The 26813-nt window shown below is 35.3% G+C and carries 24 protein-coding genes; 4 read left to right on the plus strand and 20 right to left on the minus strand.

What is annotated here, in order from left to right; translation table 11 throughout:
• Positions 1–15 precede the first annotated feature (15 nt).
• Entirely contained in the window at positions 16–822 is an 807-nt protein-coding gene (locus tag LAB100_RS05330; protein WP_119325574.1) for a MerR family transcriptional regulator, read from the minus strand.
• 147 nt (positions 823–969) lie between these two features.
• Here LAB100_RS05330 and LAB100_RS05335 point away from each other — a divergent pair, with 147 nt between their 5' ends.
• Positions 970–1749, plus strand: a complete 780-nt coding sequence (locus LAB100_RS05335) for a hypothetical protein (RefSeq protein WP_119325573.1) — start codon at positions 970–972, stop codon at positions 1747–1749.
• 202 nt (positions 1750–1951) lie between these two features.
• Here LAB100_RS05335 and LAB100_RS05340 read toward each other — a convergent pair whose 3' ends face one another.
• The 4 genes from LAB100_RS05340 to LAB100_RS05355 form a co-directional block, all read right to left on the minus strand.
• Positions 1952–3157, minus strand: coding sequence for an oligosaccharide MFS transporter (locus LAB100_RS05340; protein WP_211321936.1), 1206 nt, complete (start codon positions 3155–3157; stop codon positions 1952–1954).
• A gap of 22 nt (positions 3158–3179) precedes the next feature.
• The gene (locus tag LAB100_RS05345) at positions 3180–4142 is read right to left on the minus strand and encodes a helix-turn-helix transcriptional regulator (RefSeq protein ID WP_162894149.1); all 963 of its coding nucleotides are present in this window, start codon (positions 4140–4142) and stop codon (positions 3180–3182) included.
• Positions 4143–4344: 202 nt separating this feature from the next.
• Positions 4345–5295: a zinc-binding dehydrogenase gene (locus LAB100_RS05350; protein ID WP_119325570.1), complete on the minus strand. Its 951-nt coding sequence runs from the start codon at positions 5293–5295 to the stop codon at positions 4345–4347.
• Between the two features lie 612 nt (positions 5296–5907).
• Entirely contained in the window at positions 5908–6669 is a 762-nt protein-coding gene (locus tag LAB100_RS05355) for a glycosyltransferase family 2 protein (protein ID WP_246001258.1), read from the minus strand.
• 67 nt (positions 6670–6736) lie between these two features.
• Here LAB100_RS05355 and LAB100_RS05360 point away from each other — a divergent pair, with 67 nt between their 5' ends.
• A complete protein-coding gene (locus tag LAB100_RS05360) occupies positions 6737–7489 on the plus strand; it encodes a tyrosine-protein phosphatase (RefSeq protein WP_119325569.1) in 753 nt (250 codons plus the stop codon).
• Positions 7490–7741: 252 nt separating this feature from the next.
• Here LAB100_RS05360 and LAB100_RS05365 read toward each other — a convergent pair whose 3' ends face one another.
• The 6 genes from LAB100_RS05365 to LAB100_RS05390 are packed head-to-tail and all read right to left on the minus strand — an operon-like array spanning position 7742 to position 13012.
• Complete coding sequence (locus tag LAB100_RS05365; RefSeq protein WP_162894169.1) at positions 7742–9439, minus strand: glycoside hydrolase family 13 protein; 1698 nt, start codon at positions 9437–9439, stop codon at positions 7742–7744.
• Complete coding sequence (locus LAB100_RS05370) at positions 9432–9848, minus strand: PTS sugar transporter subunit IIA (RefSeq protein WP_119325567.1); 417 nt, start codon at positions 9846–9848, stop codon at positions 9432–9434. The genes LAB100_RS05365 and LAB100_RS05370 overlap by 8 nt, the downstream gene beginning before the upstream one ends.
• An 11-nt stretch (positions 9849–9859) precedes the next feature.
• Entirely contained in the window at positions 9860–10672 is an 813-nt protein-coding gene (locus LAB100_RS05375) for a PTS system mannose/fructose/sorbose family transporter subunit IID (protein WP_211321935.1), read from the minus strand.
• The gene (locus tag LAB100_RS05380; RefSeq protein WP_119325566.1) at positions 10665–11465 is read right to left on the minus strand and encodes a PTS mannose/fructose/sorbose/N-acetylgalactosamine transporter subunit IIC; all 801 of its coding nucleotides are present in this window, start codon (positions 11463–11465) and stop codon (positions 10665–10667) included. The genes LAB100_RS05375 and LAB100_RS05380 overlap by 8 nt, the downstream gene beginning before the upstream one ends.
• Positions 11466–11480: 15 nt before the next feature.
• The gene (locus LAB100_RS05385; protein WP_119325565.1) at positions 11481–11948 is read right to left on the minus strand and encodes a PTS sugar transporter subunit IIB; all 468 of its coding nucleotides are present in this window, start codon (positions 11946–11948) and stop codon (positions 11481–11483) included.
• Positions 11949–12004: 56 nt separating this feature from the next.
• Positions 12005–13012: a LacI family DNA-binding transcriptional regulator gene (locus tag LAB100_RS05390; protein ID WP_119325564.1), complete on the minus strand. Its 1008-nt coding sequence runs from the start codon at positions 13010–13012 to the stop codon at positions 12005–12007.
• Between the two features lie 259 nt (positions 13013–13271).
• Here LAB100_RS05390 and LAB100_RS05395 point away from each other — a divergent pair, with 259 nt between their 5' ends.
• The gene (locus tag LAB100_RS05395) at positions 13272–14618 is read left to right on the plus strand and encodes a zinc ribbon domain-containing protein (RefSeq protein ID WP_162894148.1); all 1347 of its coding nucleotides are present in this window, start codon (positions 13272–13274) and stop codon (positions 14616–14618) included.
• A gap of 244 nt (positions 14619–14862) precedes the next feature.
• On the plus strand, positions 14863–16791 hold the full coding sequence (locus LAB100_RS05400; RefSeq protein WP_119325562.1) for an Ig-like domain-containing protein: 1929 nt from the start codon (positions 14863–14865) through the stop codon (positions 16789–16791).
• A 433-nt stretch (positions 16792–17224) separates the two neighbouring features.
• On the opposite strand, the gene LAB100_RS05405 is transcribed toward LAB100_RS05400, so the two are convergent.
• From LAB100_RS05405 to LAB100_RS05445, 9 genes are all read right to left on the minus strand, one after another.
• Complete coding sequence (locus tag LAB100_RS05405; protein ID WP_119325561.1) at positions 17225–17968, minus strand: glycerophosphodiester phosphodiesterase family protein; 744 nt, start codon at positions 17966–17968, stop codon at positions 17225–17227.
• 120 nt (positions 17969–18088) lie between these two features.
• Positions 18089–19249: an N-acetylglucosamine-6-phosphate deacetylase gene (nagA, locus tag LAB100_RS05410; RefSeq protein WP_119325560.1), complete on the minus strand. Its 1161-nt coding sequence runs from the start codon at positions 19247–19249 to the stop codon at positions 18089–18091.
• Between the two features lie 84 nt (positions 19250–19333).
• Entirely contained in the window at positions 19334–19621 is a 288-nt protein-coding gene (locus LAB100_RS05415) for a hypothetical protein (protein WP_119325559.1), read from the minus strand.
• A 276-nt stretch (positions 19622–19897) separates the two neighbouring features.
• Complete coding sequence (gene nagA / locus LAB100_RS05420) at positions 19898–21058, minus strand: N-acetylglucosamine-6-phosphate deacetylase (RefSeq protein WP_119325558.1); 1161 nt, start codon at positions 21056–21058, stop codon at positions 19898–19900.
• Positions 21059–21400: 342 nt separating this feature from the next.
• Positions 21401–22573: an SIS domain-containing protein gene (locus LAB100_RS05425; RefSeq protein WP_119325557.1), complete on the minus strand. Its 1173-nt coding sequence runs from the start codon at positions 22571–22573 to the stop codon at positions 21401–21403.
• 27 nt (positions 22574–22600) lie between these two features.
• A complete protein-coding gene (locus LAB100_RS05430; RefSeq protein ID WP_119325556.1) occupies positions 22601–24616 on the minus strand; it encodes a hypothetical protein in 2016 nt (671 codons plus the stop codon).
• Positions 24609–25034 (minus strand): PTS sugar transporter subunit IIA, encoded by a 426-nt coding sequence (locus tag LAB100_RS05435; RefSeq protein ID WP_119325555.1) that lies wholly within the window; start codon positions 25032–25034, stop codon positions 24609–24611. Before LAB100_RS05435 ends, LAB100_RS05430 begins: the two co-directional genes overlap by 8 nt.
• Before the next feature lie 13 nt (positions 25035–25047).
• The gene (locus tag LAB100_RS05440) at positions 25048–25875 is read right to left on the minus strand and encodes a PTS system mannose/fructose/sorbose family transporter subunit IID (protein ID WP_119325554.1); all 828 of its coding nucleotides are present in this window, start codon (positions 25873–25875) and stop codon (positions 25048–25050) included.
• Positions 25862–26794, minus strand: coding sequence for a PTS mannose/fructose/sorbose/N-acetylgalactosamine transporter subunit IIC (locus tag LAB100_RS05445; RefSeq protein WP_119325553.1), 933 nt, complete (start codon positions 26792–26794; stop codon positions 25862–25864). The genes LAB100_RS05440 and LAB100_RS05445 overlap by 14 nt, the downstream gene beginning before the upstream one ends.
• Between the last annotated feature and the right edge of the window lie 19 nt (positions 26795–26813).

Below are 26813 nucleotides of genomic sequence, written 5' to 3' on the forward strand. Positions count from 1 at the left end.
TAAATTTTTTCCTTCTTACTTATTTTTTACTAGATACTCTAACCATAAGTAATCTGATCCACCACGATTAGTTAAAGCACTACTATCATTCATTTGCCACATATCGGTTGTTATTTTTAATTGTTTCTCATCACAAAAATAATTTAATTTATCTAATCCACGACATACCCCGGCGGTACTATTCTCAACTTTAATTACCGCATATACCCCAGCTGACTTTTCAATCTTAGGCATCGCCTTACCACTATTATTTGTTGAAGATTCTTTAATAACTCTAAAAGAAGCATCAGGATAAGCTTTTGAATCAGCATCTGGTAAATCTGTCAAAAATCCCGATTGATTGCCATCCATTAAAGCCAACTTATCCAATTGTTGATAAAATTCGGCAAATAATTCAGCAATCTCTTCTTCAGTACAGGACACTGATTCCCTAGAACACCAAAATGTTACTTTAGGTCGCTTTGTTAAAACTGGTTCATATGGTTCAGCTATCAAACCTGAATTTTCTGAGATTTTCCGAGATACCACCGATTGAACTTTGGATAACTCACCGATTTTATCGTCGATTGCTTCCTGAACATTCAATAATTCATCCATGACTTTTTCACTCGGTTTATCTTGAAGTTCTTTAATTTTTTCTAAGGGAAGGCCTAAATTTTTCATCCCTAAAATAAATAACAAATCGTAAAGTTGTTCATAATCGTAATAACGATAACCTCTATCGGTCCTTTTTTTAGGTAGGAAAATTCCCTGCTCATCATAAAAAATCAAAGTACGCCTAGTCGTATTAGCTAATTTTGCCATTTCACTTATTTTTAACATTATTTACCTCAGATTTTACATGATTATTCAACTATTTTGATTATAGGCTAATTTTTAATAAAATAATATCCTCCAAAACATTGAAATGTCATATTGTGACAATCAATACTGTTAAAATTGATTTATCAAAACGTTGGAGGTACTGATATGAAAACATTTATGGTCAAAAATACGGCTGAATTGGCTCAGGCAATTAATAATTACACCGATAATGACACCATCGAATTATTTCCAGGCGAATACTTTCCTGAAACTCCGACCCCTTATATTTCGATTAAAAAAACTTTAACCATTATGGGAAAATCAAACGATCCTGACGACATTCGTCTAAATTGTGGTTTCGTTGTTAAAAAAACCTTACTTTTGAAAAACTTATCAGTGAACTTCGACGATGAGTCTAGCAATGCCATCACGCTTTTCGATGGCTCAAAGTTTTATGGTACTAACGTCGTGATCAATCATTCATTTCCCAATCGTTGGAATACGATCTACGCCAAAAATTCATTCATATCTTTGGAAAACTCTGAGGTATTTTCCACTAATAAGGGTAACGTCCCCAGTATCGAACTGGAGGATAGTCAGTTATTTGCGGATAACTCTTCTATTTACTTTCTGACTGAAAAAAATTCTAAATCTCTTCTCAAGGATTGTTTTATTTCTTACGCCATTTGTTTACTGGACCATTCTTCTCTATCATTTAATAACTTGACTATTGATGCGGCCAGTAATGAAAGCTACAGTTCTTTCTATGTTGGCGAATATTCAAAAACTACCGGTACTACTTTTTCATTTGTCAAAAATAATTCTGAAGTCGATATCTTTGGTAGCACCTTTTTAACTAACAATTTAACTACCGATTTTGACAACATTGCTTGGAATTTTGATGATGAATCCGATATTAATGTCGATGGTCGCAGGTTAAATTAAAAGGGTTGCTAAATATGCCGTCCTCCACAACAAGAAAATTGGGCTGGACTAGTGTATTACTTTGTTAATTTGCTATTTCTAAAATCAAATAATAAAAAGAACAGAACTTATTAAGTATTCAGGGCAAGCAATATACCTGAATTTCTTAATAAATTCTGTTCTTTTTTCGAAAATTCAAAATCTACACCTAATTTTAAAGCGCTCAGTCAGCATTGGATGTCCACGAATCTTTATTGAGAGTAAAAAAGGAAATTACAACAAAAGTACTGATCAAAAGTCCTAAATACATGTATGCCATTCTATACCCTAGAGAATCGTACATTTTACCAATGCTCGTCGACAGGCCTATAACTCCAATTTGCGAAATAAACTGGTACCCTATCAGGTAAAGAATTGATGACAACCTAGCTTCAAAGTTAAGATTAATATACTTAAATATTGCAATATACATTAATGGCATATCAAAGGATTGGATCAGTTTAATTATTGTGATCATGACTGGACCAGCCACAATACTAGTTAAAAGCACTCTTGTTGCTAAAGATACTCCTACTAGTAGCATTGAATTACGAGTACCAAATTTATTAACTATTTTAGGTGCCAAAAACATCATTCCAGCTTCTAAAAATGTTTGCAGTGAATTCATATAACCGTACATCTGGTTTCCAGTCGCAACGGTAACGAATTGACGAGCAAAGTAACGTGGAAATTGTTGATCATAAATCGTGTACATTGTACTAATACCAATGATAAAGATCACGAAGATCCAGAAATTTTTCAATCTAAAAAGTTCAAAAATATCTTTGACTTTAACACTTTCGGACGTTTCTAACTCAACATCGGTCACGTCAACTTTTGTCGTTAACAAAATAACTAAGACAATTATTGCCGTAGCTGAACCGATCCAAAAATTAAAATCAGAATTCAAATTGAAAATTCGACCAGCAAAAAACGCAGCTAATGCGGTTCCCAATGATCCCCACATCCTGACTTTTCCATATTCAAAATCATATTTACGACTAATTTTTTCAACATATGATTCAACTGCACCCATTGATGCCAAATAACTGCCACCGATGAATATCCCACCTACAATTGCACCCCATAAAAAGTGATTTTGTAACAGTGGTTTATAAATGTACATGAAAAAAGGTCCTGTCAGGACCAACATGACGCACAAAAAAATCAAGATATTCTTACGTGCGCCCAACTTATCCAAAAGGTATCCGTACAACGGTTGTAAACACATCGTGAAAACCGAATTAACGCTGAACAAAAAACCGATACTAGCACCGCTCAAATGGATTATTTGACTAAACCAAATGGTGATCAACGTGTAACTGATTGCCCAACTCAAAAAGAAGCCGAAAAAAATAGCACTGAACCTAACGTAGATACTCTTACGCATCAACAGTTCCCCCCTATACGTGTTATTTATATTGATCTAATGAAGCCTGTAATTCTTTTTTTACTGCTTCGATCAATGAATGTGGTTCTAAAACTTTAACAAAAGTTCCTTGGCTCAACACCCAAAACTTTAACCCCTGAAGAAATAAATATCCCTCTATAATAACGGATCCATCAGGCTCTCGACTAACTATTTTAGAATTAGGCAGTTTATCTAAAGCCGTCCATGGATACGCGCTATATTTTATTTTAAAGTAACTTTTACGCCCGCCATTCAAAAGATAAGTAAAATTACGAACCGAAGCACCATCCGCCCATTTTTCACGTGGAATACTTATTGTTGATTCCAAAGCCCTATAATTAAGAATTCGATCTAACCGATAAACTCGGGATCCCTTTGTCTCAGAAAAAATTACGGTATAAAAATAAAAATTAGAAAAGTATAAACTCAGTGGCACTCCCCGACGTAACCTTTGATTATCACTATCGGGTCTACTTCCTTGGTAAGTGAACTCAATTTCCGTTCGTGACTCGATAAAATCAGTAAAATCCCCTATATGTTCTAACAACTTTCCACTAGTTTTTACTGGTAAATAGTCTCGTTTTAACAACTTATCAATTTTAAATTGGTCTTTCGTGACCACTAATTTGCGCAAATGCTTAATAATTCCATCTAATTCTGACTTAGACAAAGCTCTGGATCCCATGACGATCTGAATAATTGCCAAAATCTCTTTAGTGTTGATTTTACCGTCAGTAGTTACGAAATGATTTTTCTGTTTTGAATCGAATTCCATTTGATAATTGGCATTGAAAATGGGGTTTTCTCGAATAATTTGTAAGTCACGATAGATAGTTCGTTTGTTAACATTATATAAACTAGCAATATTCTCTGAATTGATTTTATTACCTTGTAACAGTTCCATCGTGACATCGATTATTCGTATCAAACTTTTAGGTAACTTTTGTTCATTATCTTTAGTCATCATTAACCCCCTTTGACAAAAATATAATAATATCAATTATCTTTAAACTGTCTTTTTACTTATTTAAATTATATGCTAAAAGCCTGTTTAAAGGATTATTTTATTTTAAAAAAAATTTTTCGAATTCAAAAAAAGCACTTATTATGAACTCACGATACAAATTACGTACCTGAATTTCTTAATAAGTGCTTTTTGAAATATTTTAGTCAGTTGTAACAATAACTTGTCCCATAGGACGATCATGTTTCATGATATATTCTTGAGCTGCTTGAATATCATCAAGTTTAAAGACCTTAGAAATAGGAATTGTTAAGTGATTATCATTAATCAACTTGAACATTTCATTAATAATTTCATCGCTAATATCTACACCATCAAAGGCAGTAACATACTTACCACCAATATTTTCAAACGGATCAAAGTTCTTCCAGATCCATTCACCAGAAAGTAAACCAATAGTAGTGTAATATCCTCCGCGTTTAACATGTCCCAATGAATCACTGACGACCGGAGCTCCAACCATGTCTAGAAAACCATCATATGTTTTATCAGTTTGCAACTTGCCATCTTTATCAATCACAACATCAGTTGCACCCATATCTAATAACATTTGACGGCGTTCTTCACGTCTTGTTGTTGATGTGACCTTAATACCCATAGCGTTAGCTAAAACCATTGCAGCCATACCAACACCTGTTGTACCACCACGAACCAACAAAGTTTGTCCAGCATGCAACTTAGTTGTCTTCAAAGCACCAAAGGCTGTATAGAATGTTTCTGGATAATTGGCAAATTCTGCCCATGAACCATCAAAATCAACGGGATGGATAATTTCATCAGGTACTAAAGCATATTGCTGTTCACTACCATCAAAGGCACGACCAAAACCACCGTTAACTACTAGAATTCTTTGGCCCTTAGTTAATTTACTATTCTTTGAAGGTTGATAAACTTCACCAACAGCTTCAACACCAATAACTCTTGGAAATTTAACAGAAGGTGAACCACCTTCACGAGTTAAAACTTCATAACGATGAACGGCAAATGCCTTGATGTGGATAACAGTTTGATCATCGGTTGCTTCCGGAATTGGGCGATCAACTATTTTAAGAACCTCTGGACCACCGGCTTGACTAATTACGACTGCTTTCATATTTAAAAACTCCTTTGTTTTTGTATTAATTTATTTATCTCTCAACAATTAAATACTATAAACTGTCCCGTCACGTTACAGTCAATGGCTAGTTTCAAATTTTTTCAAAATATTTTTGAAAGCATAAAATATACATAAAATGTATTCTTAGGTGGGTACTTTTTAGGCAGTCATTCCAGTTGCAACTAATATTAACTGAGTATGTTTAAAAATGCCGTCATCCGTGAAATCTCTGTAGACGCTGGAACGTGGTGGGCACAGAGATTTCACGGACGACTAGATTCTAATTTCTAGTATTTTTAATTAAAACTTCATTATCCAGATTTAAGATATCTAAGCAATCAAGATAATAAAATAGTCCGGAGCAACAAAGAAAATGGGCTCAGTAGTGAAATTCTACTTAGTTTGCGTAGCAAGGTTAGTAGAAGGCCGAGCTTGAAGACTGTTGGCAAAGCCAAGAGGCTCCAAGTCGTGCCCACTACGTTCCAGTCCAATTTTCTTTGTTGCGGAGGACGGAATCCTTACACTTTAACTGAATATCTCTGTGATTCTAAGTATGGCATAAAAAAAGCCAAGCACTCTGCTTGACCCTACCCACTATTAATATATATATTAAATCTGGTTTTTCTCATTTCGAGTGCTTTCTCGAATTGTCTTATAAACTTTCATTCTGGCTACACCTACATCGCGAACATTTTCCATTGCAAACTTCTGCGTGATACTACCTTTGCGGGAAATATAATGATATAGTGGCACATTATCAAGATAAAACTTTCTAGCGGCAGTCGCATATTCTACGTTAAAAACTTGATCTTCCATTAAATCAAGATCAGTCGGAAACGAAAGGTTATTTTCTTCAATAATGGAACGTACATATGCCTTATTCCATGTATAACCCATAACGGTGCCAGTCATTTTGATAATTTGTTTAACTGCCTCATCGCGACCAACAATAGATGTCTGACGTTTGGCAATTTTATTCTTTACTTTGCCATTTTCACTCTCATTAAAAAATCCGCATGTGACCATATCGACATCTTGATCATCAAATATAGTAATAAAATGTTCAACATAATCAGGTTCAACCCAATCATCACCATCAATAAAAGTAATCAATTCACCATCGGCTTTTTCTAAACCTGTATTTCTCGATGAAGAGACACCCATATTTTGTTCGTGGCAAATAACAGAGATCCAATCATAGTTCTTTTCATAAGAACGGATTATCTTCTGGGTTTGATCTGTAGAGCAATCGTCCACAATAATTAAATTGAAATCTTGATTAGTTTGAGCAATCACTGAATCAATCGTGCTAGAAATATAATCAGCTACGTTATAAGCTGTCATAATAATTGAAAGTTTATTTTTCACCATAAATCACCTTAATTATTATTTTACTTCTAATGACCTAAAATACGCAACGACCCGGGGAGGACAAAAAATGAAACGCATATTAAATCTCGAAGGTGCAATAAATTTACGTGAACTTGGTGGATATCCCACTAAGGATGGAACAACAATTAAATATAATAAACTCTTACGTTCAGGGGATATAAGTAACTTAACAGGCAATTCTTTAAGCTACCTTAAAAATTATGGTTTACGTTATGTCGTTGATTTCCGTTCTAACAGCGAACAACAGACTTGGGCCGATACTACTTCTGATTTTTATAAAATTTATTCAGATCCCGTTTATCCGCTCAAAGGCAATGGCGACAAACTAGCCGGTATTATTAATCAAAATGGTTATTCCTATTTAGGAATGATTTACCAAAGTGTGGTTCTTGATACTCATGGACAACAAGCTTATAAAATCTTTTTTGATTTATTATTGAACAATGACCAAGATCAACAATCGTTACTATTCCACTGTGCCGCTGGTAAAGATCGAACTGGTATTGGGGCTCTATTGATTCTCAAAGCTTTAGGTGTAGATGATGAAATCATCACCAAAGACTATTTGTTAACTAATCTGATGTATGAAAATACCGATACCATTGAGAAAACCTTAAACGACAAAGATGGTAACCAAGATATTAATCGCATGAATATGACTCAAGGTGATTTAGATAGTATCACTTCGGTATTTAAAGCAATCGATCATTACTATGGAAGCTTTGAAAATTACTTAAACGTTGCTTTAGGAATTGATAAGAACAAATTGAATAAACTCAAGGCCATTTATACTGAATAATCACCAGTTTAATATCTCTTTATATCAAACTAGGTTGGCATTATCAGTTTTACTTTAGTTATACTTGTTTTGCGGGAAGGACGAACCTCACCTCTTACAAAAATCCAGCCAGTGCCTTCCCGCACTTACTAATTTGCAACATTTCCAAACCTAAAAGTTTTGACTAATACAAAACCAACAGTCGTTTTCCTCACCCATATCCCAATGAGTGAGGTTTTTTGTACTCAAAAAGCTTACCTTTCGGTAAGCTTTTTATTTTTTATCATATAAGTAAACAGCTGCTCCATATGGAGGCAATTCTATTTGAGTAGAATTATTATTTTCAACAGTTTCATAATTGCTAATAATCAACTGACTATCTTTTTCCCTTAATGAACTAGGAACTTGAACAATCTGTTTATCTGCAGTAAAATTCCCAGCAACAAACAATACTTGTTTATCGCTCTCGCGTAAGTAAGAATAAGTACTTTCATTATCCTTATCTAACAAAACATATTTACCATTCGTAATGATTGGTAGTGTATGTCTCAAACTAATTAATTTTTGATAATAGTAGAAGACAGAGTTTTTATCTCTCAAGGTATCCTGAACATTTATTTCTTTGTAGTTAGGATTTAACTTTATCCATGGAGTTCCTTTGGTAAAACCAGCATTCTCAGCTTGAGACCAAGGCATTGGCGTTCTAGCATTATCACGTGACTTTAAATAGATTGATTTCATCGTATAATCAGAACCTAATTTTTTATTTTCCATAAAGTCATGATAAATATTCTTGGTTTCAATATCTTGATAATCTTCAATCGAAGTAAATCTAGTGTTGGTCATACCCAATTCTTCACCTTGATAAACAAAAGGTGTTCCTTGTTGCATGTGTAAAACAGTACCTAACATTTTGGCAGATTGTGTACGCCATTCACTATCATCAGCACCGAATCTAGTTACTGGACGAGCCTGATCGTGATTACTCCAATACAAACTGTTCCAACCGTTATGTTGAGCCATACCATTTTGCCATCTGGTAAAGACTTCTTTCAATTCAGACAACTTAAAACGTTTAGTTGAGAATTTACCATTTTCGTCATAATCCAAATGCATATGATCGAAATGAAAAACCATATTTAACTCATGACGCTTTGCATCAGTGTACTTTACAGCATCATCAATACCTGTATGTGGAGTTTCACCAACAGTCACGATATCATATTTACTCAAAACCTCACGATTCATCTCTTGCAAGTAATCATGAATCTTGGGACCATTAGCGGCTCCTTTATAGTAACTACCATATGCTTTATTTTGAATTACTGGACCATCTGGATAGGCTGGATCTTTAGACAAAAGACTTATTACATCCATTCTAAAACCATCGACACCTTTTTCTAACCAGAAGCGCATAATATTATACACTTCCTGTCTTACTCGAGGATTTTCCCAATTTAAATCTGGTTGTTGTTTGGCAAATAAATGTAAATAATATTGTCCTAATTTGTCAACATACTCCCATGTTGGACCACCGAAGGATGAGCCCCAATTATTAGGTAACTTCTTACCATCGCCGTCTTTCCAAATATAGTAATCATGATGTGGATCATCTTTACTACTCTTTGCGGCTTTAAACCAAGGGTGTTCACTCGAAGTGTGGTTGACCACCAAATCCAAAATCAAACGCATTTTTCTTTTATGAGTTTCCTTTAACAACGTTTGAAAATCAGACATAGTTCCAAATTTTGAATATATTTCACGATAATTACTTATATCATATCCATTATCCACTTGTGGCGACTTATATATCGGATTTAACCAAATAATATCGACACCTAATTCTTTTAAATAGTCTAATTTTTCCGTAATCCCTGGAATATCACCAATACCATCATCATTGCTATCATTGAAACTTTTTGGATAAACTTGATAGACAACACTCTTACGCCACCACTCTGAATCATTCATCGTCGTCATCTACTTCCACCTTCATTTCATTAACATACACGATGGCATCCTTAGCTTCTTTAACTAATTCTTCCATTCTATCTGATGTTATCTCATGATCTTGTGGTTCCAGTGCAATTGCCAATGCTAATGGCAAGTTCATACCACTAATAATATGAGTATGTGGACGATTTCGGTAATTAAAGAATTGTTGATTAACACTTCCTGCTAGCATATCAGTCAAAATAATAACTTCTGTATCATCAGAAATACCACTCATTAATTCTTTAACTTGCTTATCAACTGGCTGATTATCCATATAAGCTGACAAGTCAGTTACATCAGCGGCATTATTTGAAATAAAATTCAAAGTATCGGCTAATCCCGTAGCTAATTTATGATGTGATGCTAAAATAATTTTTCTTGCCATTTTAAATTCTCCTATGCTTTAAAGATTCCAAAGAATGTACCGATTAATGAAATCGCAATAACTAATAAAATAATTCTAGTTGGTGTCCATTTTTTATTTCCTAATAAATGATAAATAAGAAGCGTCAATAAAGCGGGCAATAATGCTGGCATGATTTTATCAAATACACCCGTTTGTAAATTCAACTTAACTTTTCCAAATTGGAATACAACTGGCATTGAAATTTTTACAACAGTTGCAACCAACGCACCAACAACACTCAAACCAACAATAGATGCTGATTCTGTAAAGATATTTAATCTTTCACCTAAAGAAGTAATTAACTTAGTTCCCGAAGTGAAACCTACATCGAACATTTTTAGTTTTACGAACCAAAAGATTATATTGGCAATAAACCAAACGATAGCTCCTAATGGATTTCCTTGTAAGGCCATATATCCAGAAATTGAACCCATAATGGTTGGCCATAGGACCCAAACTAAAGTATCACCAACTCCGGCTAATGGTCCCATCAAACTGGTCTTTAGTGATTGGACAGCATCTTTAGCACCAATTCCATCACGCTCTTCCATAGCTAGAGAAGCACCCAAAATCAATGACGACATAACAGTTGTTGAATTGTAATAATTGAAATGATTTTCCAATGCCATTTGATATTCGTCATCGTTGGGATAAATTTTTCTCAAAGCTGGTGCCAATGCCCAAGCAACTGCTGGTCCCATTTGTGATTCGTAATTAAAAATATTACATGCCATAAAATTATAACGAACCGCAGCATGTCGACGATCTTTTTTAGTTAATTTAGTCTTTTTTTCATCACTCATCGTAATCGTCTCCTTCATCATCACTTGGTACATTTGTTGTTATGGCAGCTTCTTTAACTTTCTTTGATTCACTAATGAAGTACCAATATGCAGCAGCAAAACCAATTAAAGCTACACCTAAAACTCCGACCTTTAAGTAGGCCGCTAAAACAAATCCAACAATTATATAACTAAGAAATTTTTTAACTGGCATGTATCTTAACAACATTCCAACACCAACAACTGGTAACATTCCTCCGGCAACGGTCAAGCCATCTGTTACCCAGCTAGGTACAACATGAAGAATGAATTTAACTACATCTGGTCCAAAGAAAACAATCAATATCGCAGGTAATCCAGTTTGTAAGCTGAACAATGCTGGACCCCACCAAGCTTCGTGTTGCATCTTTTTAAAATCATGATTCTTAACATCTGTTTGCATTCTATGTGCAAGAAAATTAACAATAATTCTAGCAACAACTTCTAATTGAATTGCCAATAGTCCCACTGGCAAACCAACCGCAATGGCTGACTTAATACCAGTTCCTGTTCTAACAGCTACGAAAATACCAACAATTGTAGCTAATCCATAATTAGGAGCAGATGCACCACCTAGAGCAGCAACTCCTAACATCATCAATTGAAAGGTACCAGCAATAGTTAAGGCTGTTGTCATATCTCCCATAATTATTCCCGTTATCGTACCAACAATCACTGGGAACCATGACATAATTACTAAACCATTTTGATCAATAGTCATATATGCCGCTAAAATAACAATAAGTATATCTTGAATAAGATTAATTCCTGACATGATTTACAGTCTCCTTTAAGCATTGAATGTTTCTTCATTGTCTGTTGGAACATATTGAATAACTAATGGAATATCTTTAGATTGAATTGTCTGTAGATCTTGGCGTTCCTTATCGTTTAAGGCAACAAATTTAGATACCGGTTTACGACCATCTTCATTAAAGATAATTCCCAAATCCACTTTAGGAATATCCACTCCACCTTCAATTAGCTTAATTAACGTTTCGGGTTCTTTAACTAAAACAAAAACTCTTTGTGCATCATATTTTCCAGCATTGAAATTAGTAATAGCCTTCTGTGTATCAATAATTGACATTCCTGTGCCGGCTGGCTTAGACATTCTCATACTTACTTTAATGGCTTCATTAGTACTTAACTCGTCATCTACTACCATGAAACGTTTTACCTTTAAGGCTTGTGCCCATTGATTAACAATCAATCCGTGAATTAAACGTTGGTCAATTCTTGCTAAAACTACTGTCATAATAAAATTCCTCCATTTTGGTATCGATACCAAATTTTCTTTTTTAAAAAGAGCTTCTATACAGATGCTCTTTCGATAATCTTTAATTTAAGTATTTCTTCTTTTGAAATAGTTTCTCCAGCCATAAGTTTTAACATAGCTTTGGCGGCCTCTTGCCCCATCTCATTGACTGGTTGCTTAATCGTAGTCAGTGGTACTCGCAAACTAGCAGAAACCGGTTGATCATCAACTCCCAAAACTCCTAATTCTTCTGGAACTTTAACTTTTTCCACTTCCGCTTCTTGCAATATACCCATTGCTACCTCATCACTACCTGCAATAATGACATCTGGTTTATCTTGCAATGACATTATCTGTTTTAAAATCGTTTTACCATCTTCTGCCGTATGAGCACTAGTGAATAACCAATCATGACTAAATCCTGAGCCATGCTCGTTTAAAGAATCTTGGAAGCCAGCAAAACGATCAGCATCAAAATTCTCACCTCTTTTCACAAAAGTTATCGACTTTCGACCAGTCGCATAAGCAATTTTTTTATATCCTTTTTCAAATAAGAAATTCGTTGCCCTGTAAAAGCCATCGTACTGATTGGCTCTAATAGTTGGCACTTTGATATCATCTTTCAAATATTCATTAACTAAAACAATTTTTCCATACTTAGTATAATTACCAATTACAGACCATGGATTTTCAATAGAACAAAGAATCACTCCATCTACTTGCTGGTTTTTTAATAAGTTCAGTGCTGTTAATTCTTCTTCCGGTCGACTAAAAGTCTGAACAATTAAAGTACTATAACCGGCTTCATCCAATCGCTGTTCAATCGCATCAACCAAATAAGAGAAGAACGGATTAACTATTCTAGGAATGGTAACTGCCATTGTATTGGTTTTCGACCCTCTTAGTTGTCGAGCCGCTGGTAAAGGAACATATCCTAATTGATCCATAGCAGATTCAACTAAACTTCTCTTTTTAACTGAAACATGTGGACTATTATTAATAACTCGTGAAACTGTTGAAACTGAAAGTCCAGCTAGTTTAGCTACATCTGATATCGTCGCCAAATCTATTCCTCCTTTTTGATTATGAAATCGTTTCCACAAATACATAATACAAAGTCATTAAGTATTTGTCAATAGTTTTTGGTATCGTTTTCATAAACTGTAATATTATCTTTTTAAGCAAAGTCTAAGAATCTTTTGTATAATTGAGTTTCGGATATATACAACATGTGACATTTCTGTGAACTTTCACTGAATGTCTTCCTATGATAGGGGTTGTCTTGTATACTTATTTTGTCAACATAATGGAGGAATGCGAAAAATGTTTTGTCCAAATTGTGGCCATAAAGTCGATCCAGATCAAAAATTTTGTGATAACTGCGGCTATGCCCTAAAAAAGAAAACTAACAAAGATACAATAGAAAAAAAAGATGATGACGCTATACGCTCACTATCTGAAATTGAAAATGAACTGAATCAAGAGGACACTTCAAAAACTGAAGAAAAGCCAGTTCTAAAACAAGCTCCTGCTCAACAACGCGAGTATGGCTCTTTTGACCATCCTCAAGAAAAGACCAAACAAACAGTTCAACGTCCTGATCCAGAACCTGAAATGAAAACTTTTGAGAGCTCATCGAACCGTTCATCTTTTAGCAAATCAAGTGCTGATGAACCTTTAGATGATAAGACACAAATCTACAGTAAAAATGATTTCAATCCAATCTCTCAAAAGCCATATAAAAAAGCTCAGGATACTAATACTCAAGAACACAACTTCAAAGATTCAATCAAGGACCCTATCAAAGATCCTTTTGCACCAACTGAGAGTGAACGCCGAGCTGCTGAAGCAAAGAAAAAGGCCGAAGCTGTCGACCCTAACGATGGTTTCATTCACAATATGATTAAGTTTGCGAAAAATAATGCTTATGTTAGTATTTTCGCCGTCATTATTGTTGCCATTCTCTTAGTTGTTAAAAGAAACTATGGTTTCATTGCTTTAGCAATTCTCATCATTCTTTGGTTCTTGCTATCTCAATTACGCCACGGTAATGAAGTAGGTGCTAACAAAGCTCTAAAGAAGGAAACTTCTTTGAAAAAGAGTTCTGATAATAATAATGCTCCTGAACAAACTGAAACTTATGCTTCTAAGCCTAAAAAACAAAAACCTGAAAAATATCAAACAGCAGCTGATCGTTTGAGACCAAATAAAAAGACGACAACTCAAAAAATCATTATTGTTTCGTCAATTGTTGGTTTTATCGCTTCTGTTAGTGGACCATTTCTAGATGGACTATCTCTTTCAAGTACAATTGCTAATGCCGCCAATTACACTGCTAATTTAGCGGCCGCTCAGCCTACTTGGATTACAAATGGTTTCTCAGCTATTCGTTTGATTTGTTTCTTATCTCCAGTTATTGCCTTGATTGCTGGTTGTTTCAGATCACGTGGTAGTATCAGATTGGTTAGAATCTTTACTCTACTTCCTACCGTTCTCTACGCCGCTTTATATGGCGTTTTATATGCCGGATTGGTAAATTCATCATCAATTACCGGACAAGTTGCTGTGACAACTAGTGGATCATTTGGAACTAGCTTCTATGTTCTATTAATAACTTCAATTATTTCACTTGTTATGGCATACGCTCTCCGTCCCAAAGTTAGAATTTAGAAAGTTAAACTCAATCCCCATGTAGTTAACCATCTTTGATGGTTACCATATGGGGATTTTTTTATTGTCTTAATGTTCATCAATAAAAACAGTTATACTTCAAATTTTTTCTTAAAACTTCTTTCATAATTGTATTTATATAATTGTGCATTTTATAAAAAAATAAATCGTAAAATTTGCTTTCTTACTTCAAGTATGTCCTATATACTTACTAATGGTATAGACAACTAGGAAGCGTAAAATTATGAATAACTATCTTATTTCTAAAAAGACAGCAATTTTTATCTTACCCATATTTATCTTTTCAATTTTATGCATTGCAGGTAATCAAACTGAGATTATTTTGGCGGACGCAGGTACTGAAACGAATCCTGGTAATATTTACTTCAAGAAACCTTCGCTTCATCCTGTCCGTTTCGGAGTTTGGGTTACTGGAGGCTTCAATGTTAATTTAAATTCCGATTACTACGTCAAAGTTGGTGATCCATTGAAATTAGAAACCCATTCGGTTAGATCCCAAGTAAGTACCTTTGAACATCCTTTTGAACCCCTTGAACACTCATGGTTTGAAAAGAAGCCTAATAAGAATTGGTCACTGATCAAAGGAGCAACTAACCCATCCTTAAATATCGACACTAGCAAGGTCGGAACAAGCTACTATCAGATTCACGATTTATACAGCGGTATTTTTAGCGATGATAGTTTTTTCTCTAATTCTGCCGCCGTCCATGTAATTCCTAATGACATTCCAGCTAAATCAATCAAAATAAATGTCGACAATGATTATATTTATAATTCCGATAATAATTTCGACAAGATGACGGCTTATGCCCATGCCGAATTAACACCCTCAGATGCCACTGAAAAAGTTATTTGGTCTATCAGTAACACAAATTTAGCGACTATTGATCAAGATGGAAAAATCACTTCCGTATCCGGAAAAGAAGGTAGTTTTTTTATCAAGGCAACTATTACTAACAAAGATGGTTCCGTATTCAGCGACACCAAATTAATGAATGTTGGTGGTGGACTCTACGATCAAAAAGCCCGAGCTGGCGAAAATGCCACTTTTACCATTCAAGGATTTGATGACGCAATTAGAGACAATACCGATCATTTAACCGTTGAATGGCACAAAAAAGATCCACAGGGTCACGATACTAAATTGATGACCCCAGTAGATCCATTTATTTACATAACCGGTCCCGTTTCTGAAAAAGATAACGGCGATGAATATTATGCAATTATAAAATTACGAGATAAAACTCTCAAAACTAGTGTTGGAAAATTATCCGTATTACCAACACTAGATCCAAATGTAGTATTAAATGGTAAACTTCAAAATATATCTTTTAATGATGGACAAGATTCTAGTACTGCTTTATTCAATGTCGTTAACGGGGATACTATCAACTATGTAATGAACTTGAACAACAATGGACAGCGAGATTTATTTAATAATAAATTATCTTTTTACCTAAGCTTAAAAACTGAGGTAATGAAAATCATTATTGACGGCAAACAATTGGACGAACACGAGTATAAAATTAATTCTAATATCGACAATAACAACCAATTGATTGAAATACCTGTCGGTAATTTAAAAATTGGCAAACAAAAAAATGTCCAAATAGAAACTTTGACTCATGGAATAAATAATCAATTAGATTTTCACTCTACCCCTTCTTTTACGGGTACAGATTCTGACGGTCATCTTTATCAAAGTATCGGCAATCCACTAGAATTGCATTACGTCTCCAACAAGATCACCCCTCATTTCAAAGATATTCAATTTGAGTCTATTTATTCTTTTGAAAAAGATGTTCTTAAATTCCGGACTAATGATACCAATTCGCCCAATGAAATCGTCCATATTGATGATCAACGACGTAAAAAGAATCCTATTCGAATATTTTTAAAACAGCCAGGATCACTCTCAAATTCCAAGAATGGCAGTCTTCTTGTGGCTACTTTACAGTTCTACAAGTTAGATAAATTGCTCCCCCAAAATATCAATAATAAAATTCTGATCGAATATTCCCAAAAGAATCAAACTCTAAAATCTATTCATTGGAATAAAGATGAGGGTTTACTGCTTCATGTTGATGATACTAATTTTATCGCCGGTCAATATAATGCAAATCTCAGTTGGATCATCGAAGATGCCCCATAGACCAATTATACATAGAGTATGATACGTAAGCCTTTTGTTGGATAACCAATCAAAGTGTTTATACTTATAAATAAGAAGAATAGAAATGAAGTAAAGGGTTGTTCCTATTCTTCGAAGTCTCACGAAAGTGAGCTTGCATCTACCAAAATGTCACCGATTTAAAAAGATCGTAATTGCGGTAGTTGTAATGAATGGGATTAGTTCTAAAAATTTGGGTTGAATCGAGATGAGGCAAAATCAAAGTTAAATTAAGATTTTGCAATATCAATCAATGTTAATTCTTAAACATCGTATTTGGAGTAAGCTTCTGCTCCCTTTAAAAATCAGTAAGCTATTAGATTTCATAATGAATCCTCCGAAAACACAAATTAGTCTAGACAAAAAGACCCCGGGATAGTTCAGCTAGTTCTGAACCCCGAGGCCATTTTTGTTGTTATTTTTCTAAAAAGCTCATTCTATCAGCAATATTAGTGATAATTCCATCAACGCCCCACTTCAATAATTCTTGAGCTCGATTGATATCATCAACTGTCCAAACATTGATTTCATAACCATAATCTTTCATTTGCTTTACTTTATTTTCAGTCAGACCTGAACTATCAGGATGAACGATTTTAGCATGACAAGCTTGCATAACAAGATTCCAGTCATCCCCTAATGTTGCGCGACTGAACAATACGGCATATTTCAAATCAGGTTTTAACTTATACATTTTTTCTAACATAATCGGATTAAAACTAGAAATAATCAATTCAACATGATCATCTAGTCTATCCAAAGCCTTAGCAAATTCTGCAACTAAACGATCTGCCAAATAGTTAGCATTGTCCCCAACAACACCTTTAAGTTCAATATTGGCATTAATTTTGTGGATATTAAGAAAGTCAATCAACTGATCCAATGTTGGTACTTTTTCACCACGGAATTTCTCTGCAAACCAATAGCCGGCGTCAGCATTTTCCACATCAGAGCTATTAATTGTTTCGATCGAACCAGATTGATTAGTCGTACGGTCTAATTTATCATCATGAATCACAAAAACCTTTTCGTCTTTAGTGATACTTAGATCAGTTTCAATCCATTTAACATCATGATTAACAACGACATTAAAAGCTGCCATTGTATTTTCCGGTGCCAATGTTGGTATTCCTCTATGAGCAATAATTTTTTTATCCATCGTAATCCTCCAATAGTAAGAGTATACATCATTCTACAAGTAACAAAAAAACCGAGAATACAAAATGTAATCTCGATTTTATCACGTTTTCAACGTTTTATTATCGGTTCATGTTATTAATTAAGCTTGGTAGCGTGAAACACCATCAAGATATGTTTCTGACAATGTCATATCGTCATCCAAAACGATAAAGTCAGCATCACGACCGTCAGCAATAATACCACACTTGTCTGCAACTTTTGAACTCTTAGCAGCTGTGTAACTTGCCATTTCAACAGCTTCTTCATCAGTAGCAATGTTCCAGTCAACAACATTCTTGATAGCTTCGTTAAGCATAAGAATTGAACCAGCAAGGTTATGTGTTTCATCCTTTAATCTAGCTGTTCCATCAGCAACTACAACAGGCAATTCACCAAGTACGTAGTCACCGTCTGGCATCAATCCAGCACGCATACAATCAGTAATTAAGGCAACATGTTCTGCACCCTTCTTTTCAACAACGATTCTTGCTGCAAATGGGTTAACATGATGACCATCACAGATCAACTCATCATCAACCAAGTGCATTGAAAGAGCAGCACCAACCATACCTGGTAGACGGTGATTTAGGCCACTCATACCATTGTATGTGTGTGTAAATCCAGTAGCACCAGCTTCAACACAGGCCTTAGCTTGTTCGAAGGTAGCATCACTGTGTCCAAGGTATACGGCAACATCATCTGAAGCAACAGCCTTAGTAAATTCAACTGAACCTTTTCTTTCAGGAGCAATAGAAATTTTCTTGATCATACCATGAGCAGCTTCTTGCCAGTCTTCAAACTCTTCAGCATCTGGATCTCTAAAGTACTTAGGATTTTGAGCACCTTTGTGTTTTTCTGTATAGAAAGGTCCTTCAAAATGAATACCTTGAATCTTAGCACCAGTAGCCTTCTTGTAATTATCACCAATTGTTTGGCAAATATGCTTTAGTTGGTCATGTGAAGCAGTCAAAGTTGTTGGCAACCATGATGTAACACCAGCCTTTAATAGACCTTCTGACATTTCATTTAATTTATCGAAATCATCATCCATAACATCATGACCCACAAGACCATGAATATGTGTATCAACAAGACCTGGAGCAATGAATTTGTCTGAATAATCAACAATCTTACCAGCTGGTTTTTCTTCGTCAGCATGATAGAATTTACCGAACTTACCATCATCAGTAACTTCTAGGTAGCCACCGTTTTCAGTAGTATTTTTCAAAAAGAATTTTTTAGCTTGAATGTAATATGACATTGTCTAGTCTCCTTACTAATTTTAACGGTTTCATTATACCATTCTTTATCGGTCTATACCACGTAGACAATTAAATTAATTCAATTACATTCCAATACCGGGAAATAGTTTATACCCCACGTCTTTGTAAGAAGCCAACTTGTGCCAAAGTTTTCTCTCAATATCATTCAACTCAATTCCTTCGGAAGTTCTTAACATAGACGACTTGGTTAAAAAGTATGAAAAACCACCGATAAAGTCGACTGCTTCACTTTTTTGTAGTTCTACCATAGTTTTTTTTACATAATGGGTTGTTTCTGTATTAGGGTGATACTTGTCAAGCGCTGTACTTAATTCTTTCATTGCCTCGATAACGTCTGCTTTTTGTGCCATTCTTAATTCACCATCTCTATATTATTTTTTATATAGTTTAAGTATAGCTTTAAAACCACGGCTGTAATCGGTTACATCTCGAACAGCGTGGTATTTGATCCTGAACCAGATACACGAAAAAAAGCAAAAGACCAGTAACTCTAAATTAAGTAGAGTTACTGGTCTTTTCTAATTTTCTTTCAAAACCCTTTATATATTATGCAGTGGCTCTGAAACGAGCTACTCAAGGGCAACTTCTTCCGGTTAGCTGGCGCCCTTTGTTCCGCTCTCTTTTCTCTATGCTTGGTAACGTGAAACACCATCAAGATATGTTTCTGACAATGTCATATCATCATCAAGAACGATAAAGTCAGCATCACGACCACTGGCGATGATACCACATTTATCAAGAACCTTTGAACTCTTAGCAGCTGTATAACTTGCCATTTCAACGGCTTGTTCATCAGTAGCAATGTTCCAGTCAACAACGTTCTTAATAGCTTCATTTAGCATCAAGATTGAACCAGCCAAACTGTGTGGAGCTGCCTTTAATTTAGCAGTTCCATTAGCAACTACGACTGGTAATTCACCAAGTACATAGTCACCATCTGGCATCAATCCAGCACGCATACAGTCAGTAATCAAAGCAACATGTTCTGGAGTTTTCTTTTCGATAACGATTCTAGCAGCATATGGATTAACGTGGTGACCATCACAAATCAACTCGTCATCAACCAAGTGCATCGAAAGAGCAGCGCCGACCATACCAGGCAATCTGTGGTTCAAGCCACTCATACCGTTATATGTATGTGTAAATCCAGTAGCACCAGCTTCAACACAGGCCTTAGCTTGTTCAAAAGTAGCGTCACTGTGTCCAAGATATACCGCAACTTTATCAGATGCCACAGCTTTAGTAAATTCAACTGAACCCTTTCTTTCAGGAGCAATAGAAATCTTTCTAATCATGCCATGAGCAGCATCTTGCCAGTCTTTAAATTCTTCAACATCAGGATCTCTGAAGTACTTAGGATTTTGAGCACCCTTGTGTTTTTCAGTATAGAAAGGTCCTTCAAAGTGAATACCTTGAACCTTAGCACCAGTAATCTTCTTGTAGTTATCACCAATCGTGTGACAAATACTCAATAATTGATCATGAGAAGCTGTCAAAGTTGTTGGTAACCATGAAGTTACACCCGCTTTAAGCAATCCTTCTGACATTTCATTCAATTTATCAAAGTCATCATCCATAACATCGTGACCAACAAGACCATGGATATGTGTATCTACAAGACCTGGAGCGATAAACTTATCAGAATAATCAACAATCTTACCAGCTGGTTTTTCTTCATCAGCATGATAGAATTTTCCAAATTTACCATCATCAGTAACTTCTAGATAGCCACCATTTTCAGTAGTATTTTTTAAAAAGAATTTTTTAGCATGAATATAATATGACATTATTGCTCTCCTTTGATTTTAAAATAGATGTCTTTATCTACCATCGTCCATAACTATATTACTACTCCATCACTTACCAATATTAATTTAGTATTGAAGCAAAGAAACATTAGCCTGGAGTAAAAGCGTTGATGGGCTCAGTGGTGAAATTTTCCTTAGTCAGCGATTTATGCTGGCTTAGGAAAAGGTCAGTATTTGAGATAATTGCGTACTTCAATTAGCTCAAATCTGTGTCCACCACGTTCCAGCCCAATCAACGCTTTTACGGAAGGCGGCAAGCATAAAATACTTCCAAATAAAAAGCTGAAACAAATTAATGTTTCAACCTTTTAATTTCATGATTTATTCGTAATCGTGAATTGTTACACCTTTAACAACTCGGTTAACTGTACCGCTTGCTGATGGTGTATCAGGTGTGTTGTTAACTTTAATTGAATTCATCAAAGCAAATGTTTGTGCAAATACTACGTCTGGCAATGCTTGGTAGATTTCTGGAAGATCTTTGTCTCCAGCTTTAATGAAGAAATTGTGGCCTGAGAAATCATTGTCATCTGATGTACCAACACCAACGACATCTTTACAAATTTCATCATCTTTAATTTCTTCCAAAATATCTACATCATATTGACGTGTGTACTTATCATTGCTCATGAAGTCAAAGACAATTGTCTTGCCGTTAACATATGACTTAGGACCATGACGGAAGCCCATTGACGAATCAAAGATTGTTGTCAAAGCTCCAGCTGTTAATTCTAGAACTTTCAATTGAGCTTCACGAGTTAAGCCTGATAGTGAACCACTGCCTAAATATGTAATACGATCGTAGTCTAAGTCAGCATATGCTTGAATTTCATCTTCACGACTGATGACCTCGCGACCCATTTTAATCATAGTATCAACCCAAGCAGCTTTTTTATCTTCAGCATTTGTATCAAAAATCAAAGCCGCTGTTAAGGTCATGCAAGAGAAGCTTCCGGTCATGGCGAATCCCTTATCGTTTGAAAGTGCTGGTTGAAGAAGTAATAAATTAGCATCTTCATTTTCAGCCTTTTTAGCTAGATGACCTTCAGGAGCACAAGTGATTGTGATTTGATATAAATTCTTAACGATTTTTTCTGCCAAATCTACAGTAGCAACACTTTCAGGACTGTTACCACTTCTAGCGAATGATACTAAAATTGTTGGATCTTCACTTCTTAGATTATCTAATGGAGCAGAAACAATATCAGTTGTAGGAATACTTTCAAAAACAAAGTGTGATGTATCGCCAACTCGATTTAAATATGGTCTAAGCGTATCTCCTACATATGCTGAAGTACCAGCACCAGTAAAGATAACTCTGATCTTTTGGTTTGGATATGTCGAAGTTACTTTATCAAGAAAGTTATCAATCTCTGATTTTTTATTAGTGTAGTTTTGAAATGCCTCTTGCCATAGATCTGGTTGTTGTTGAATTTCACGGGTTGTAATTTTAGCACCCATTTTTTCTAGTTCTTGGTCTGTTTTAGTAAACATGATATTGAATCCCTTCTCTATTTATTTTTAATCTAAGAATTGAACGTGAATAACTGCTAATTCCTTAACAGTGAAGTCAACGTGATAGATTCCTTTTGAATCAAGTGTTGCGTCTAAGACTTCGTTTTGTAATTGATTGTTCGAATCACGATACGTGATTGAAACTTTCTTAACATTTCGGTCTTTTAAGAAGAAATTAATTCCGTCAATGTCATCAATCGACCAATTGCTGATAATCATTTTAGATTGATTTTCGTCAATGACCATCTTGCAATTGTACATGTTGACTAAATGTGGAACGCTTAACTGTTCTTCAAAGAAATGCTTTAAATCTCCTTCACGAATATCAGTATATTGAGCTTGCCAACCGTATTTTGGAGAATCCGTCATAGGTAAAATGTAAAATTTATCATCACTGACAGTTACAGGTCCCAATTGATTCTCAAAACGATCATAAGCTGAAGAATGTACATGAACTGGAGTTTTATAATCGACTTTTACATAATTGCCGGTATGAGTTAACATAGTTAATCTTGGATTGTTGATACCAGAAATCGTTTCTCCATCAAACTGTTCAAATGATTGTTTTCCAGAGCGATTCTTGATTACTTCAACATTCGTTGCATTTATTAAATTCAATAGATGACGATTATTCAAAATAACCAAGGCATCCCCGTCCAAAAGGACAAAATTACGGGTTAATACTTTTGTAATCTGTTCATCTGACAAAGTATTTAGGAAGTTTCCGGTAATGGCTACACACTTATTTTTGATTTCCTGATCAATATAATTAAGTGGTTGCGTTGCAATTCCCATTGTAGAAAGCAATTCTAACCATTGTGTTTGAGAAGCCATTAAACCTTCTAAAGTTCCCTCTTCATCAATCTTTGTCTTAGCAACATCTTGGTTCATTGGGACGACTACACCGCCGCGGTGTTCGATATCAATCCCATTTTCAAATAAGAAATCTAAATATTCCTTATCATGATTCAATAGCTCATCATAATGATAAGTCGGATTGATTCCATCGCCCATCATACTGAACATGTTCAATAAAACACCATTAGCATGAACTAAGCTTGTTGTATCCAATTGGAATTGGGTAAATTTAGTGGATTTCGCATATGGTGAGTACAAGAAGCTTTCCATTTCTGGATAGATCTTATGATTAGGACCAATTTCAGTTCTTGTAGCCACTGTATATTTCTCAAAATCTCTAGCATATTGTTGAGGACTAACTTCGTTATATGCTGGTAAATGCGGACGTGAAACTGCTGGAGTATTCTCCCCACTAAGTTCATCGAGCAATCTTTGCCAATCACGTCCTTCTAGAGCGTGAACTTCTGGCCAAGAACTCATTAAACCTAAAGTAGTAGTTGGAGAAATTTCATGAACCTTCTGTTCAATCATATGTGCTACATGTAAAATCTCTGCCCGTGCAACTTGTAAATATGCGTTACGATACTTGTTTTCACCACCAGTAAACATTCTCTCAACGAATTCCTGACGTGATAGATTCATACTTAAAATATCGTTATAGCGTTTCATGTGATCTTCACAGAAACACCCCAATTTGAAGGGTGCATTCTTATAATGACGGAAGTCATCTTCTAGCCATAATTCATTAGGATGAATGCTTGCCCAAATAGCATAAATATCACTGATATAATCAGCCCATCCAGCATACCCAGGACAAGCCATTGAAATACTTTTAGTACCTTGGTAGTTAACCATTGGTTTGATATCAAGTTCTGGATTGATATGAATACCACGATCAGAATGATTCATGGTTGTCCATGGATTCAAGCTGATTGTAATGCCAAGTTCTTTTAATGGTTGACTGACCTCATCAACACTGGCGATTAATTCTTTAGCTTTTGTGGGAGTTATATGAGCATCTGATAATTCTTCTTGATTGATGAAAAAGGCAACATCAGAAATATGAGCTTTTTTGACAAAATCAATCAATCTCTGTTTCTTATCAGCATCATATATAGTTTTATCAATTGCTAATCTTAATGTATAACGGTAAGGATTACTCATCCTCTTCATCATCCTCATCAGAATCTTGACTTAAAAAGGCGTTAACATCAACAATGCCATCTTTAGCTTCCTTCATTAAGTCTTCAACTTTGATATCAGAACCAATAAACTTTTGATTAGCGTAATTAATAACCATTGGTAAATTCAAACCAGAAATAACATGCATTTCAGGATAAGTTTGTGTCAAATTGACAGCTACATTTCCTGGTGTTCCACCAAGTAAATCAACGATCAAATAAACAGGTTCTTTTCCATAATACTTTTTAATTTCTGTTTCGGCTTTAGCTTTTAAATCTTCCGGACCATCTGATTTTTGTAAACCTAGGGCTACTGTTTCAGGTAGTTCTCCAATAATTAATTCTGCTGATTTTAATGTTTCGATTGCCATATTTCCATGACTCATCAAGATTAATGCCATAATTTAAATCCTCCTAGATTTTGCCAAGTACACCAATTGCTGATAGAGCAATAGCAAAAATAATAACGATAAAGATAACTTTTGTTGATGTCATACCCTTCTTACCGAGTAACCAGTAAACAAGACCTACGACACAGGCTGGAACAAGTTTTGGAAGAATCATATCAATGTTGCTTTGAACACTTAGAGAAACTTTACCTAAATGAGCAACAAGTGGAACTTGAATATTGATCATACTTGCAATCAAAGCACCAACAATGAAGACACCAAGCAATGTAGCAGCATCTGTTAAAGCATTTAATTGACCTTGCATTTCAGAAACAAGTTTTGTACCTGTCTTATAAGCAAAGTGTAGTTGTTTCCAACGGAAAACCATGATAGCAATGTTTACTGCTAACCATAGGAATAATCCAAGTGGGTTACCCTGAGCGGCCATTGTTGCAGCAATAGCACCCATGATAGTTGGAACCAAAGCGGCGAAAAGTGAATCACCAATAGCGGCGAATGGTCCCATAAGACCTGTCTTAATACCAGCAACAGTATCTAGTGAATCAGCACCTTTCTTACCTTCAATGGCAAGATCGATACCTGTGATAATTGTGTTAAAGAAATTACTTGTGTTGAAGAATTGGTTATGAGTCTTCATAGCTTCTTTTAGCTCTGGAGTACCATCACCATAAATTTTTCTTAGTTGAGGCAAGATTGTGTACAAATAACCTGAACCTTGCATTCTTTCATAATTCCAACCCATTTGGAAACCGAACAAACTACGTTTGTTGATTTGGTTGTAATCTTTTTTAGTTAATTGATAACCTGGTTGTGCTTCGTTATTCTTCTTCATCACCGTCTACCTCCCCATTAGCGTCTTCAATTTCATCGTCCTCTTCATCTTCATCGTCAGAACTGTTTGCAGCGTTAGTAGCTGGAGCAGCAGTTATTTTAGCCATTGACTTCTTGTATTCAAGAATGGCAAAGGCACCACCGATTAGAGCAATAGCTAACATTGGAAGAGCGTTAAATGTTGTTGTAAATGCTTTACTTGCAGCACCTAAACCTGTACCAAGTGCTTGGATATTTGTAAATACTGTTGAAAGCAATGCTGTAATTGTGAAACCAAGAATCAAGTAAGCGATGTGTTTCTTAACTGGTAAGTAGTGAAGCAAGATAGCGAAACCTACAGCTGGAAGTGTAGCACCGGCTGTTTGTAGACCAGTGTTTAGCCATGCTAAATCACCATTTAGATATGTAACCATTGTCTTAACAACACCTTGACCTAGAGCCAAAGCTAAGAATACTGGAATACCACGTGACAAGCACCATGGCAAAGCACCCATGATTGTATGTCTTTCAATACCTTTGTAGTTGAAGTTTTCAATATCCTTATCAACTTTGTGTTGGAAATATGTGTTAGCAAATCTAGCTAGAATATCAAATGAAGTTAGAAGCGCAGCAACAGGAACACCGATAGCAGCAATAGCTGTAGCAGCTTTCATTCCTGTTCCGATTGAAAATGCTGTAGCTAAAACAGTACCTGAGTTGGCATCGATTTTTGAAGCACCACCGAAAGTACCAACACCTAGAACTGTTAATTGAAGAGCAGCACCAATAACTAGACCTGTCTTCATATCACCCATGATCAAACCAGAAATCATTCCGGCCCAAACGGGTTGACTCAATGATGAATTCATTTGTAATTCATCATAGATGTTATACATGGAATATGCCGTTAAAAGCAATATTTGAACAATTGTAAAACTCATAGCTCTATCCCCCACATTT

The organism is Companilactobacillus musae (assembly GCF_003967595.1).
Classification (GTDB): domain Bacteria; phylum Bacillota; class Bacilli; order Lactobacillales; family Lactobacillaceae; genus Companilactobacillus; species Companilactobacillus musae.

Excerpts from the sequence above, each read along its gene's own strand:
- LAB100_RS05330 (WP_119325574.1), bottom strand. The coding sequence starts at position 822 with ATGTTAAAAATAAGTGAAATGGCAAAATTAGCTAATACGACTAGGCGT.
- LAB100_RS05385 (WP_119325565.1), bottom strand. The coding sequence starts at position 11,948 with ATGACAGTAGTTTTAGCAAGAATTGACCAACGTTTAATTCACGGATTG.
- LAB100_RS05335 (WP_119325573.1), top strand. The coding sequence starts at position 970 with ATGAAAACATTTATGGTCAAAAATACGGCTGAATTGGCTCAGGCAATT.
- LAB100_RS05350 (WP_119325570.1), bottom strand. The coding sequence starts at position 5,295 with ATGAAAGCAGTCGTAATTAGTCAAGCCGGTGGTCCAGAGGTTCTTAAA.
- LAB100_RS05440 (WP_119325554.1), bottom strand. The coding sequence starts at position 25,875 with ATGAAGAAGAATAACGAAGCACAACCAGGTTATCAATTAACTAAAAAA.
- LAB100_RS05360 (WP_119325569.1), top strand. The coding sequence starts at position 6,737 with ATGAAACGCATATTAAATCTCGAAGGTGCAATAAATTTACGTGAACTT.
- LAB100_RS05415 (WP_119325559.1), bottom strand. The coding sequence starts at position 19,621 with ATGGCACAAAAAGCAGACGTTATCGAGGCAATGAAAGAATTAAGTACA.
- LAB100_RS05435 (WP_119325555.1), bottom strand. The coding sequence starts at position 25,034 with ATGGCATTAATCTTGATGAGTCATGGAAATATGGCAATCGAAACATTA.
- LAB100_RS05375 (WP_211321935.1), bottom strand. The coding sequence starts at position 10,672 with ATGAGTGATGAAAAAAAGACTAAATTAACTAAAAAAGATCGTCGACAT.
- LAB100_RS05340 (WP_211321936.1), bottom strand. The coding sequence starts at position 3,157 with ATGCGTAAGAGTATCTACGTTAGGTTCAGTGCTATTTTTTTCGGCTTC.
- LAB100_RS05345 (WP_162894149.1), bottom strand. The coding sequence starts at position 4,142 with ATGACTAAAGATAATGAACAAAAGTTACCTAAAAGTTTGATACGAATA.
- LAB100_RS05355 (WP_246001258.1), bottom strand. The coding sequence starts at position 6,669 with ATGGTGAAAAATAAACTTTCAATTATTATGACAGCTTATAACGTAGCT.
- LAB100_RS05400 (WP_119325562.1), top strand. The coding sequence starts at position 14,863 with ATGAATAACTATCTTATTTCTAAAAAGACAGCAATTTTTATCTTACCC.
- LAB100_RS05365 (WP_162894169.1), bottom strand. The coding sequence starts at position 9,439 with ATGAATGATTCAGAGTGGTGGCGTAAGAGTGTTGTCTATCAAGTTTAT.
- LAB100_RS05370 (WP_119325567.1), bottom strand. The coding sequence starts at position 9,848 with ATGGCAAGAAAAATTATTTTAGCATCACATCATAAATTAGCTACGGGA.
- LAB100_RS05405 (WP_119325561.1), bottom strand. The coding sequence starts at position 17,968 with ATGGATAAAAAAATTATTGCTCATAGAGGAATACCAACATTGGCACCG.
- LAB100_RS05445 (WP_119325553.1), bottom strand. The coding sequence starts at position 26,794 with ATGAGTTTTACAATTGTTCAAATATTGCTTTTAACGGCATATTCCATG.
- LAB100_RS05425 (WP_119325557.1), bottom strand. The coding sequence starts at position 22,573 with ATGTTTACTAAAACAGACCAAGAACTAGAAAAAATGGGTGCTAAAATT.
- LAB100_RS05380 (WP_119325566.1), bottom strand. The coding sequence starts at position 11,465 with ATGTCAGGAATTAATCTTATTCAAGATATACTTATTGTTATTTTAGCG.
- nagA (WP_119325558.1), bottom strand. The coding sequence starts at position 21,058 with ATGTCATATTATATTCATGCTAAAAAATTCTTTTTAAAAAATACTACT.
- LAB100_RS05395 (WP_162894148.1), top strand. The coding sequence starts at position 13,272 with ATGTTTTGTCCAAATTGTGGCCATAAAGTCGATCCAGATCAAAAATTT.
- LAB100_RS05430 (WP_119325556.1), bottom strand. The coding sequence starts at position 24,616 with ATGAGTAATCCTTACCGTTATACATTAAGATTAGCAATTGATAAAACT.
- nagA (WP_119325560.1), bottom strand. The coding sequence starts at position 19,249 with ATGTCATATTACATTCAAGCTAAAAAATTCTTTTTGAAAAATACTACT.